A 10,987-nucleotide genomic window follows, 5' to 3' on the forward strand; every position below is an offset into this window, starting at 1 on the left:
ACCGGCAAGTGCGGTATCGGATCAAACCCTCATCACCAAGGAATCCATCATGCCAAACCTTCTCAAGGTCACCCTCGACAACAGCACGAGCCCGCCAAGTCTCGACATCGATCAGAAAGACAACGCGAACCACGTCAGCCGAGGCCCCAACGCGCAGACCATCACCTGGCAGCTGAGCGGCAATGCGGCGTCGGGGTCGTTCAATGCGCAAGACGCGGCCGAGCCGGGTTTCGCCTGGGTCGACCCGGCGCCACCGGCGGGCATCTTCGGCTCCCCGACGCTCAGCTCGAACGGCAACGAAATAACCATGAGCGACCTCAACAACAGCGCCAGCACGACAGGAACCTGGATCTACCAGCTGAGCGCCACGATCGGCGGCACGGTCTATCAGTCGAAGAAGACCTCCATCACGGGGCAGACCACGAATCCGACGATCAAGAATACCTAGCGTCTGCATCCATCGGTTCCAACACTCTGGAGACCATCATGTCCAAGACCACCAGCAAGGAAAATCAGAACACCCCGGCAGTGCCTCCGCCCGCCGACAACGAGACGGACGCTGCAGCCAGCGAACCCGTTGCCGAATCCGGGCTGACAGGAACGCCAACGCCGGACCAAGCCACCAACCCGATGATAAAAAACACGTAGGCGCGTTGGCGCCGATACCACGCCAGGCGTCCAGCAGCTCATGCAGCTTCGCGAGAAGGCAGCCGCATGGCTTCCTGCGAAACATGGGCCGGCGAAGCTGCGTGTGACCTGTCCATCGTGACCATTCATCGCCAGGAAGCCACATGACTCCACTGGTCATCGGCGTCACCAGCCATCGCAACATCCCCGCCGACGAAATCGAGCCGATCCGGCAACGCGTGCGGGATTTCCTGGCGCAGCTCCGGCACGATTTTCCCGGGCTGCCGCTGGTGGTGGTGTCCGCGCTGGCCGAGGGCGGCGACCAGCTGGTGGCGCAGGAGGCGCTCGCCGCCGGCGCAAGGCTGGTCGCGCCGCTGCCGCTGCCGCCGGACCTGTACGTCGAGGACTTCTCCAGTGCGGCCGTGCGTGCCGACTTTCACCGCTTGTGCAGCCAGGCCGAGATCGTGCCGCTACCGCCGCCGAAGGGGCAGTCGTTGCTTGATCTCGGCACGCCGGGCCTCGCGCGCGATCGCCAGTACGCCAAGGCCGGCGTGTATATCGCCAGTCACTGCCACATCCTGCTGGCGATCTGGGACGGCAAGGTATCGGGCCGGCTCGGCGGCACCGCGCAGATCGTCAACTACCACCTGAACGGCACCATGCCCGGCCTGATCGACCGGCGGCAGGATACGCGCCACGTGCTGGGCGGCGGCGACGAGAGCCTGCTCTACCACATCGTCTGTTCGCGCGACGGGGCCGATGGCGCGCCGGCCGCCGGGTTGCTGCCGTTGCAGAGGGTGTGGCGCACGGCCGATACGGTTTCAGCTGCCGACAGCCTGCCGGCGGATTTCCGGCTGATGTTCGCGCGCATGGTCGAGTTCAACGGCGAGTGCGACACGTATGCGGGCGAGATCGCGGCATCGGTGCGGCAGGCCGACGCGGCGGGTGACGCGGCAGACATCGACAGCCTGTTCCACGCCGCCGACTGGCTGGCGCTGCATTTCCAGCGGCGCGTGCTGCTGGCGATGCGCCTGACCTACACGCTGGCGGCGCTGATGGGCATCGCCTTCACGTTCTACGCCCATCTGCCCGCGCAGGACTTCCTGATCTACCTGTTCCTGCTGCTGTTCGCCAGCGGCGGCGCGGTGGCGATGCTGGCCCGGCGCCGCGGCTGGCATCGCAAGTACCTGGACTACCGCGCGCTGGCGGAGGGTTTGCGGATCCAGTCGTACTGGCAGCGGGCGAACATCTCGGCGAACGCCGACCACGAGTTCGCCCACGACAACTTCCTGCAGAGGCAGAACATCGAGCTGGGCTGGATCCGCAACGTCATGCGTGCCGCCGGCCTCCATGCGGCGACCCGGCCGGCGCAGCCGTCGCCCGCGGCACTGACGCAGGTCATTGCGGAGTGGGTCGGCGAGTCCGGCAAGTCCGGCCAGCTTCATTACTACGAGCGCAAGACCGCCGAGCGCACCGGACTGCACCATGTCACCGAGGTGGTCGGCTCGCTCAGCCTGTGGGGCGGCGTCGCGATCAGCGTGTTCCTGGCGGTGTTCGTGCACCGGCTGTCGCACGACACCAAGACCGTCCTGGTGCTGATCATGGCGGTGCTGTCGATCATCGCCGCCGTGCGCGAGGCTTACGCCTACCGCAAGGCCGACAAGGAATTGATCAGACAGTACCGCTTCATGCAGCGCATCTTCGCCAGCGCGCGCGCGGCACTGGACCGCACGCACGATCCCGTGCTGCAGCGGCAGATCCTGCTTTCGCTCGGCGACGCGGCACTGACCGAACACGCCGAATGGACGCTGATGCAGCGCGAACGCCAGGTGGAGCACAGCAAGCTCTGATCGGTTCGGCTGGCCGGAGCCGTGCCGATCTTTCAATAAGCCGTGCCCGGTTGGTGTGGCGCCGCGGTCTTCGCCACGCGCCGCCATGCGCGCAGGCCGAGCACCGCCAGCAGCACGAAGCCGGCGTACAGCACCGAGGTGATCAGCAGGTGCTTGTAGACGTACTCGCCCACGTAGATCACGTCTACCGCGATCCACAGCCACCACGAAGCGACGTGCCGCTTCGCCTGCCACCACTGCGCGACCAGACTGAAGGCGGTCAGCGCCGCGTCCAGCCAGGGCAGCGCGGCGTCGGTGCGGTAGTGCATGAACGCGCCCAGCGCCAGCGCGCCGAGGCCGCCGATGGCCAGGTGCGCGACGGCCTGCCGCCGCGGCAGGGCGGCCACTTCCACACGACCGTCCCCGCCCATGTGCTGCAGCCAGCGCCACCAGCCGTAGCCGATCAGCAGCGCGAAGGCCAGCTGCAGCAGCGCATCGGAGTACAGCTTGGCGTGGACGAACACCCACGCGTAGACCAGCACCGAGACCAGTCCCACCGGCCAGCACCACGGGCGGCGGCGGGTGGTGAGCCAGACGGCCCAGGCGCTGACCAGTGCGGCGGCGAGTTCGATCCGTACCATGCGCCGGCGCTCAGAATGCCACGGTCAGCGAGAGCCGGGCCAGCCGCGGCGCACCCGGGAACAGGTAGCGGTCGCCGCCGGTGCTGCCGGTATCGCGCCAGTAGAAGCGGTCGAACACGTTGTCGACGTTCAGCCGCCAGGTCAGCGAGTGGTCGCGCCACCGGCTCTCGTAGCGCAGTCCGGCGTCGAACACGTGGTAGGCCTGCACCTTGACCGTGCCCTCGGGCGTGGCGGGATTGCTGCCGGCGTAGCGCCAGCCGCCGAGCAGGCTCAGCTGCGGGGCGAACGGCAGGCGGTAATCCAGATAGACGGCCGAACGCAGACGCGGCACGTTGATGACCTGGTGGCCTTCGTAGGCGGGCGTGCCGGTGTCCTGCGTGCGGGCACGGATCAGGTTGATGCTGGCAGTAAGGCGCAGGTCGTCGCTGATGCGGCCGGCGGCGCCGAGCTCCAGCCCGCTGTGCACCTCGCTGCCGCGCTGCACGAAGGTGAAGCCTTCAGGGGTGCTGTCCGGTTGCGCGAACTGGTAGGCCTGACGGATGCGGTACAGCGCGGCATTGAGGCTGAGCGCGTCGCTCCAGTCGTACTTCACGCCGGCCTCAAGCTGGCGCGACAGCATCGGCGCCAGCGTGGTGCCGCCGTTGGAGGTCCAGTACGGCGCCTGCGCGCCCAGCGACAGGCCCTTGCTGTAGCTGAGGTAGGTGGTCAGCGGCGCGATCGGCTGCCACATCAGCGCCGTCTGCGGCAGGAACTTGCTCAGCCGGGTGTCGCGCTGGAGCAGCCCGCTGCCGTCGTAATCGCGTTCGTGCAGGCGCACGAAGCGGCCGCCGCCGAGCAGCTGCCAGTGCTCGCCCAGGTGCAGGCGGTCCAGCGCGAACAGCGAATGCTGCCAACTGGTCAGCGTGCGCGCGGACGGCCCCGGCTGGCTCGGCGAGGGGGCGAAATAGGGCGGGTTGGCCTCGTCGATGTTGGCCGTGCCCACGTAGTCGTAGACATACGGCCGCTGATCGAGGGTGCGGCGGAACGCGCTGGCGCCAAGGCTGATCTCGTGGCCGATGGCGCCGGTGTCGACGCTGCCCTTGAGCACGGCGCGCACCTCGTCGTTGACGCGGGTGTCGCCGGGGCTGCGGAAATCGTAGACGTCGTAGTCGCCGTTCGGCGCGAAGAAATAGCCCGGCGTGGCGCCGCTGGCGCAGGCCGGCGCATAGAAGCAGCCGTAGGCGAAGGCGACGTTGTCGTTGATCCGGCTGCGGCTGTGGCCGGCCGAGAGCTGCACGCTCCAGGCGTCGCCGAAGCGATGGTCGAGGCGCGCGGTGCTGTTGCTGGCCGCGATGCCCACTGGCTGCTGCCACGGCTGGAAGCCGAGCATGCGTGTGCGGCTGGGGTGGGGCGGCAGGGCCGTGCCGCCCAGCAGCTGGTAGCCGGAGACCGAGCGCTGGCCGCTGGTCTGGTAGTCGGTGTCAAGCTGCAGTGTGGTGTCCGCGCTGATCTTCCAGTCCGCCGCCAGCGAGAGGAAGTTGCGCCGGCCGTCGGCGTGCTCGACCCAGGAATGCATGTCCTCGTGCGCGGCGTTCACCCGCACGCCGAAGGCGGGCGACAGCCAGCCGCCGACGTCCACCGCGACGTAGCGCGAGCCGTGCGAGTCGGTGCCGACGGTGGCGCTGCGCACGTCGGCGGGGCGTTTGCTGACGTAGTTGACCAGGCCGCCCGGCGCGACCACGCCGGCTTCGAGTCCGCCCAGGCCCTTGAGGATCTCCACCCGCTGCTTGTCCTCCAGCGGGGTCAGCTGCTCGCCGCTGATGGTCATGTCGTTGAGCCGGTAGCCGGTGGCCAGATCCAGCGTGAAGCCGCGGATGGCGAGGTCCTGGTAGTAGCCGACCGGCGCGTAGTTGTCGCCGAGCGCCGCGTCGGAACGGGCCAGCTCGCTCAGCGTGCGCGGCTGGCGGTCGTCGATCTGGTCGCGGGTGATCACGCTGATCGCGGCCGGCGTGTCGTGCAGCGGCGCGCTGCCGAAGCTGCCAAAGGTGTCGATCTGCGAGCTGTCGGCGCGGTAGCCCTTGGCGCGGTCGGCTTCCACGCGGACGGGCGCCAGCTGCGTCGCTTGCGGCTTGTCGGCGCTGTCGTTGGCGTGGGCGGGCGCGACCGCCGCGAGCAGGGCGAGCAGCAGGGGAGTGCGGGAAAGTGGCATGGTCATCGTCGTCGTCGGTGGGTACGGACGAAGCGACGGCGACCCGGCTGTCGCGAGGACATGCCGGATCTGCAAGCTCCCTACGCCGGTACTAACCGGGTCAGGTTCCAAGGGACTCTCTCAGCCCGGCTACGCCGGGCACCCCCGCTTCAAGAAGCGCCTATTGAACCACGATTCGCCGCAGCATGCTCAGCCGGCGGCGCGGATGGCCTGCAGCAGGGCTTGCCCGGCCGACGTGTGGAACCACGCCGCGTGGCCGCGCAGGAAGGTGTCGTAGGCCACGTCGGCGTTCGCGCGCGAGTGCGTGATGGCGTGGAAGTACTCCACCTCGGACAAGGCGAAATCCACATGCACCAGCGGCAGCAGGTCGGCCAGCAGGTGCAGTTCGGCCGCGCCCAGCGGGCGTTGCCGGCGATAGCCCTCGATCAGCGCACGGGCGATGTCGGGATGGGCGGCATCAAGGCCGCTGTCGAGCGCGAGCCAGGCGATCGCGTTGCGCTCGATCGCGGTGGCGAGGTCGAACAGCGCGACGTTGGCGGCGGCGAGGCCGAAATCGAGCACGGCGCTGATCCGCGCGTCGCTGCCGCCGTCACTCCAGCACAGGTTGGAGACGTGCCAGTCGCCGTGCGTCCACAGTGGCGCCTGCTGCGCCAGTCGTGGCTGGGCGGCGGCGTGCCACGGAGCGAGCAGTTCGGCGAAGTCGCGCGGCCAGTCGCGATCGCGCAGGTAGTCGGCCAGGCCCGCGCGCTGCGGCAGCTGCGCGCGCAGCGCGGCGACGGGATCGGGCGCGGCGATCAGCTCGCTGCGCGCGACCAGGATGTGGGTGTCGCGCTGGGGCGCGCGGTAGTCCGCGGCGGCGTCGTGCAACGTGGCCAGCATGCGGCCGGCGGTGTGGGCATGGTCGAGATCCGGCAGCGGTTCCCACGAGATCGCTTCGCGGTACAGGTCGATGCCGGCGGCCTGTTCGTGCACCTCGTAAACCCAGTCGCCGGATGCCACCGCGGTTTGTCCGTGCGCATCGCGCAACACCGCCGGGAGCGGCATGCCACGGTCGCGCAGGTGTGCGATGAAGCGATGCTCCTCGGCGAGCGTGGCGGCCGAGCGCACGCGGCGGTGATGGCGCTTGACGAAGACGGTGGCGTGCGCCGTCTCGACCAGGCACGCCGCGGACAGCGGGCGTGGGCTGTGCCAGGCGATACCGGTCGGCGCGCCGAGTGGCGGGTAGCTGCGCAGCAGTGCCTCGACCTCGACGATGGCCAGTGGCGGCCAGTCCGGCGGCGTGTTGTCGCCGGCCAGCCCGTGGGCAAGGTGGAGCGGGTCGTTCATGGAATGGCGGGGCGTCCGCAGGCAGGGCAGGCCGTGGATTATCCCCGAAAGGAGCAGGCCTCGCGTCCAGCCGCCGCCGGCATGCGAGATGCCGTCCCTATAATGGCCGACTTTCCCCGCGGTGCCCCGTTCCATGAGCGCGATGTTGCTGCTGTTCGTCTGCCTGATCCTCGGTGCCCTGGTGGCGCGTTATGCGAAATCACCGGCGGGGATCGTGCCGGGCATCAACTGGTGGGTGCTCAACGTGGCGCTGCCGGCGCTGGTGCTGGAACTGATCCCGAAGCTGAAGTTCGATCCGCAGCTGTGGTTTCCGGTGGCGGCGATGTGGCTCACCTTCGGCGGCGCGTGGCTGCTGTTCGGCCTGCTCGGGCCGCGGCTGGGCTGGTCGCGGCAGCGCACGGGGGCGTTGATCCTGGTCTGCGGGCTGGGCAATACGGCGTACATGGGCTATCCGATGATCGAGGCCTTGCACGGCAAGGCGGGCCTGGCGCTGGCGGTGGTGGCCGATCAGATCGGGGCGTTTCCGGTGCTGGCCTCGGCCGGCATCGTGGTGGCTTCGGTCTATTCGGGGCGCACGCTGCAGCTACGCCTGATCGTCCGGCGCATCGTCACGTTTCCGGCGTTCATCGCGCTAGTGGTGGGCATCGTCGCCGGCTTGTGCGGTGGCTGGCCCGCGCTGCTGGATGGCGTGTTCGCGCCGATCGGCGCCACGCTGACGCCGCTGGCGCTGTTCTCGGTCGGCCTGCAGTTCAAGTTCCATCCGGGCCAGCGGCAACTCGGCGCAGCGGGCTGGGGGCTGGGCTGGAAGCTGCTGCTGGCGCCGCTGCTGTGCTGGGCGCTGGGCACCGCCACCGGTGTCGACGGGCTGGTGCTGACCGTCGGCGTGCTGCAGGCGGCGATGGCGCCGATGGTATCGGCGACGATCCTGGCCGACGAGTACGGCCTGGAGCCGGCGCTGGCCAATACCGTGCTGGGTGCCGGCATCGTGCTGTCGTTGCTTACCGTCCCGCTGGGCAACTGGCTGCTGGGCGGCTAGGAACCCTTGCACCGGGCACCCGCTGCACCGAGACTAGCGCAGTCTCATGGGCGGGGGGAGCTCGTGTCATGGCAGGTTTCGAACTGATCAAGCGCATGTTCGGCGATCACGGCGAGCGCCGCGCGGCGCCGCGCAGCGGCGAGCCGAAGGAAGCCTGCATCCTGGTGGTGGACGACTCGCCGACCATCCGCGCGGTACTCGGCAAGATGCTGGCGCAGAACCGTCACGTGGTGCTGAAGGCGGCCGATGGCGAAAGCGCGCTGGAGATCGCGCGCACCGAACGCCCCGACCTGGTCTTCCTCGACATCGTGATGCCCGGCATGAGCGGCTTCGCGGTCCTGCGCGCCTTGCGCCACGACCTGCTGACCCGCGACATTCCGATCGTGATGATCAGCGGCAACCTGCAGGCGACCGAGCAGTTCTACGTGCAGCGTTTCGGCGCCGACGATTTCATGAAGAAGCCGTTCGGCCGCAGCGAAGTATTCGCGCGCATCGACAACCTCACGCGCAGCGGGCGCCTGGTGGTGCGCCAGCGGGCGGAGACGGAAAGGATCCCGGCCGAGCCCGAACCCAGCGCGGCCGAGCACGCCGCCATTCCGGACATCGCGATGCCGGACCCGCACGACATGGTGATGCCACCTGCCGGGCAGGACTGAACGGCGCGCGATCGCGCGATAATCCGCGCGATGAGCCAAGTTTCCGCCCCTCCGACGAATGGCGTGCGCGTCGACGTGTGGCTGTGGGCCGCGCGCTTCTTCAAGACCCGCAGTCTCGCCAGGCAGGCGATCGACGGCGGCCGCATCGACGTCAACGGCGCCGGCTGCAAGCCGGCGAAGACCCTGCACGCCGGCGACCGGCTGAGGATCAGCCGCGGCGAGGAGCGGCTGGAGGTCGGCGTGCTGGCGCTGTCCGAGCGGCGTGGCCCGGCCAGCGTGGCGCAGGCGCTGTACGCTGAGACCGAAGCCAGTCGCGTCGCACGGGAGGCGGTGCGCGAGCAGCACCGCCTGGTCGGTGCAAGCGGTCCGCCGAAGCGCCCGGACAAGCAGGCGCGGCGCGAATTGCGACGGCTCAGAGACAGGCGCTGAGCAGTGCATCGCAGAATGTCGGCCGGATCTGCGGGAATATGCATGCCAATCCAAAGGGTTGGCGCCGCCGACCGACAAGCCCGGGGGCTCGCATGGACGGACATGCACTGATGAATGGCTTCGGTTTCTTCAAGCGCCTGCTGGGTAGCCAGGCGGCTGCCGAACATTGCGTGGAGCCGCAGGCCGCGCTGGGCGCGCGCATGCTGGTGGTGGACGACTCGCCCACGATCTGCGCCGTGCTCGGCAAGATGCTGCGTCAGGACGGCTACGCCGTGCTCAAGGCCACCGACGGCAAGGAGGCGATCGAGCTGGCCCGCAGCGAACGGCCGGCGCTGATCTTCCTGGACATCGTGATGCCGGGGATGAACGGGTTCGCGGTGCTGCGCGCGCTGCGCCACGACCCGCTGACCCGCGACATCCCGATCGTGATGATCAGCGGCAACCCGCAGGCGACCGAGCAGTTCTACGTGCAACGCTTCGGCGCCGACGACTTCATGCAGAAGCCCTTCGACCGCGACGAGGTCTACCTGCGTATCGGCCAGCTAGTAGGCTCCGGACGTCTGGACGGCCGGCTGCCTTCGGCGCCGGTACCCGTCGAGGCGCTGCCGGCGCTGGCCGCGGAACTGTCGGCCGACGAGCTGGCCGACATTCCCGACATCGCAATGCCCGATGCCGAGGTCGCGCCACCCCTGGCCGGCGTGGCCCCGCTGCAGGTGGTTCACGGCATCGGCTGAGCGCCTGCCTCAGAGCGTCATGCCCAGCGCCCTGGCCACGCCCGCCGCGTAGGCCGGATCGGCCTTGGCGAAATGGCCGAGTTGGCGACGGATGATGTTCTCCGGCACGCCCTGCATCGCCGCAGCGATGTTGTCGAACAGCTGCTGTTGCTGCTGCTCGCTCATCAGGCGGAACAGGTCGCCGGGTTGCCGGTAATCGTCGTTGCCGGCGCGGTGGTCGTAGCGATCGGCGTCGCCGGAGATCCGCAGCGGCGGCTCCTTCACCGACGGATCCTCGACCGGGCCGCCGAACGAGTTCGGCTCGTAGTTCACGCTGCCGCCGCCGTTGTCGCCATGGCGCATCGACCCGTCGCGGGCGTAGTTGTGCACCGAGCAGCGCGGCTGGTTCACCGGCAGCTGGTCGTGGTTCGCGCCGAGCCGGTAGCGCGCCGCATCGGCGTAGGAGAACAGGCGGAACTGCAGCACCTTGTCCGGCGAGAAGCCGATGCCGGGCACCACGTTGGCCGGCGAGAAGCTGGACTGCTCGACCTGGGCGAAGTAGTTGTCCGGGTTGCGGTTCAATTCCATCACGCCGACCTCGATCAGCGGATAGTCCTTGTGCGGCCACACCTTGGTCAGGTCGAACGGGTTGTACCAGGTATTCTCCGCATCGGCCTCGGGCATGATCTGCACGTACAGCGTCCACTGCGGGAAATCCTTGCGCTCGATCGCCTCGTACAGGTCGCGCTGGTGCGATTCGCGGTCGTTGCCGATCAGCGTCGCCGCTTCGGCATGGGTGAGGTTCTTGATGCCTTGCCGGGTCTTGAAATGGAACTTCACCCAGTAGCGCTCGCCGGCCTCGTTCCAGAAACTGTAAGTGTGGCTGCCGAAGCCGTGCATGTGGCGCAGCGTGGCCGGGATGCCGCGGTCGCTCATCAGCGTGGTGACCTGGTGCAGCGACTCGGGCGACAGCGACCAGTAGTCCCACATCGCGGTGGGGCTGCGCAGGTTGGTGCGCGGGTCGCGCTTCTGCGTGTGGATGAAGTCGGGGAACTTGTACGGGTCGCGGATGAAGAACACCGGCGTGTTGTTGCCGACCAGGTCCCAGTTGCCTTCTTCCGTGTAGAACTTCAGCGCGAAGCCGCGCACGTCGCGCTCGGCGTCGGCCGCGCCGCGCTCGCCGGCCACGGTGGAGAAGCGCGCCAGCATCGGCGTCTGCGCACCCGGTTTGAATACCTTGGCGCGGGTGTACTTCGTGATGTCGTGGGTGATCGTCAGCGTGCCGAACGCGGCCGAGGCCTTGGCATGGACCACGCGCTCGGGGATGCGCTCGCGGTTGAAGTGCGCGTGTTTCTCGAACAGCGCCACGTCCTGCACCAGCAGCGGGCCGCGCGAGCCGGCGGTGAGGCTGTTCTGGTTGTCGGCCAGCGGTGCACCGGCATCGGTGGTCAGCATCTTGCGGTCCTGGCTCATGGTGGGCTCCTGGAGGGACTTGGGTGTTCGGCCAAACTACGCAGGCATGACGATCAATGGAATTCGAAT

General features: G+C 68.7%; 11 protein-coding genes and 1 riboswitch. Of the genes, 7 read left to right on the forward strand and 4 right to left on the reverse strand.

The window, feature by feature from the left end; translation table 11 throughout:
- Positions 1 to 49: 49 nt before the first annotated feature.
- The 3 genes from RHOOR92_RS0109270 to RHOOR92_RS0109275 all read left to right on the forward strand — a co-directional run bounded on the left by RHOOR92_RS0109270 (position 50) and on the right by RHOOR92_RS0109275 (position 2,477).
- Positions 50 to 448, forward strand: coding sequence for a hypothetical protein (locus RHOOR92_RS0109270; RefSeq protein ID WP_007507960.1), 399 nt, complete (start codon positions 50 to 52; stop codon positions 446 to 448).
- A gap of 38 nt (positions 449 to 486) precedes the next feature.
- Positions 487 to 648: a hypothetical protein gene (locus RHOOR92_RS19585; RefSeq protein WP_015448245.1), complete on the forward strand. Its 162-nt coding sequence runs from the start codon at positions 487 to 489 to the stop codon at positions 646 to 648.
- A 143-nt stretch (positions 649 to 791) separates the two neighbouring features.
- Positions 792 to 2,477, forward strand: coding sequence for a hypothetical protein (locus tag RHOOR92_RS0109275; protein ID WP_027490114.1), 1,686 nt, complete (start codon positions 792 to 794; stop codon positions 2,475 to 2,477).
- Positions 2,478 to 2,509: 32 nt separating this feature from the next.
- On the opposite strand, the gene pnuC is transcribed toward RHOOR92_RS0109275, so the two are convergent.
- The 3 genes from pnuC to RHOOR92_RS0109290 all read right to left on the reverse strand — a co-directional run bounded on the left by pnuC (position 2,510) and on the right by RHOOR92_RS0109290 (position 6,611).
- Positions 2,510 to 3,097, reverse strand: coding sequence for a nicotinamide riboside transporter PnuC (gene pnuC, locus RHOOR92_RS0109280; protein ID WP_015448243.1), 588 nt, complete (start codon positions 3,095 to 3,097; stop codon positions 2,510 to 2,512).
- Between the two features lie 10 nt (positions 3,098 to 3,107).
- The gene (locus RHOOR92_RS0109285; protein ID WP_027490115.1) at positions 3,108 to 5,291 is read right to left on the reverse strand and encodes a TonB-dependent siderophore receptor; all 2,184 of its coding nucleotides are present in this window, start codon (positions 5,289 to 5,291) and stop codon (positions 3,108 to 3,110) included.
- A gap of 54 nt (positions 5,292 to 5,345) precedes the next feature.
- Positions 5,346 to 5,441: riboswitch (TPP riboswitch) on the reverse strand.
- A gap of 33 nt (positions 5,442 to 5,474) precedes the next feature.
- A complete protein-coding gene (locus RHOOR92_RS0109290; protein WP_027484709.1) occupies positions 5,475 to 6,611 on the reverse strand; it encodes a phosphotransferase in 1,137 nt (378 codons plus the stop codon).
- 142 nt (positions 6,612 to 6,753) lie between these two features.
- Between RHOOR92_RS0109290 and RHOOR92_RS0109295 the strand changes: the two genes are divergently transcribed.
- From RHOOR92_RS0109295 to RHOOR92_RS0109310, 4 genes are all read left to right on the forward strand, one after another.
- Entirely contained in the window at positions 6,754 to 7,647 is an 894-nt protein-coding gene (locus tag RHOOR92_RS0109295) for an AEC family transporter (protein ID WP_037115198.1), read from the forward strand.
- A gap of 68 nt (positions 7,648 to 7,715) precedes the next feature.
- Positions 7,716 to 8,303, forward strand: coding sequence for a response regulator (locus RHOOR92_RS0109300; RefSeq protein WP_015448239.1), 588 nt, complete (start codon positions 7,716 to 7,718; stop codon positions 8,301 to 8,303).
- Between the two features lie 30 nt (positions 8,304 to 8,333).
- On the forward strand, positions 8,334 to 8,732 hold the full coding sequence (locus RHOOR92_RS0109305) for an RNA-binding S4 domain-containing protein (RefSeq protein ID WP_027484707.1): 399 nt from the start codon (positions 8,334 to 8,336) through the stop codon (positions 8,730 to 8,732).
- Positions 8,733 to 8,824: 92 nt separating this feature from the next.
- The gene (locus tag RHOOR92_RS0109310) at positions 8,825 to 9,466 is read left to right on the forward strand and encodes a response regulator (RefSeq protein ID WP_027484706.1); all 642 of its coding nucleotides are present in this window, start codon (positions 8,825 to 8,827) and stop codon (positions 9,464 to 9,466) included.
- Positions 9,467 to 9,475: 9 nt separating this feature from the next.
- Here RHOOR92_RS0109310 and RHOOR92_RS0109315 read toward each other — a convergent pair whose 3' ends face one another.
- Positions 9,476 to 10,918, reverse strand: a complete 1,443-nt coding sequence (locus tag RHOOR92_RS0109315) for a catalase (RefSeq protein ID WP_027490116.1) — start codon at positions 10,916 to 10,918, stop codon at positions 9,476 to 9,478.
- Positions 10,919 to 10,987: the final 69 nt, after the last annotated feature.

Origin of the sequence: Rhodanobacter sp. OR92 (assembly GCF_000427545.1) — a bacterium.
Lineage (GTDB): Bacteria > Pseudomonadota > Gammaproteobacteria > Xanthomonadales > Rhodanobacteraceae > Rhodanobacter > Rhodanobacter denitrificans.

Bases quoted from the DNA above. Each gene is read 5' to 3' on its own strand.
- RHOOR92_RS19585 (WP_015448245.1), top strand. From the start codon at position 487: ATGTCCAAGACCACCAGCAAGGAAAATCAGAACACCCCGGCAGTGCCT.
- RHOOR92_RS0109310 (WP_027484706.1), top strand. From the start codon at position 8,825: ATGGACGGACATGCACTGATGAATGGCTTCGGTTTCTTCAAGCGCCTG.
- RHOOR92_RS0109270 (WP_007507960.1), top strand. From the start codon at position 50: ATGCCAAACCTTCTCAAGGTCACCCTCGACAACAGCACGAGCCCGCCA.
- RHOOR92_RS0109305 (WP_027484707.1), top strand. From the start codon at position 8,334: ATGAGCCAAGTTTCCGCCCCTCCGACGAATGGCGTGCGCGTCGACGTG.
- RHOOR92_RS0109275 (WP_027490114.1), top strand. From the start codon at position 792: ATGACTCCACTGGTCATCGGCGTCACCAGCCATCGCAACATCCCCGCC.
- RHOOR92_RS0109285 (WP_027490115.1), bottom strand. From the start codon at position 5,291: ATGACCATGCCACTTTCCCGCACTCCCCTGCTGCTCGCCCTGCTCGCG.
- RHOOR92_RS0109290 (WP_027484709.1), bottom strand. From the start codon at position 6,611: ATGAACGACCCGCTCCACCTTGCCCACGGGCTGGCCGGCGACAACACG.
- RHOOR92_RS0109300 (WP_015448239.1), top strand. From the start codon at position 7,716: ATGGCAGGTTTCGAACTGATCAAGCGCATGTTCGGCGATCACGGCGAG.
- RHOOR92_RS0109315 (WP_027490116.1), bottom strand. From the start codon at position 10,918: ATGAGCCAGGACCGCAAGATGCTGACCACCGATGCCGGTGCACCGCTG.
- pnuC (WP_015448243.1), bottom strand. From the start codon at position 3,097: ATGGTACGGATCGAACTCGCCGCCGCACTGGTCAGCGCCTGGGCCGTC.
- RHOOR92_RS0109295 (WP_037115198.1), top strand. From the start codon at position 6,754: ATGTTGCTGCTGTTCGTCTGCCTGATCCTCGGTGCCCTGGTGGCGCGT.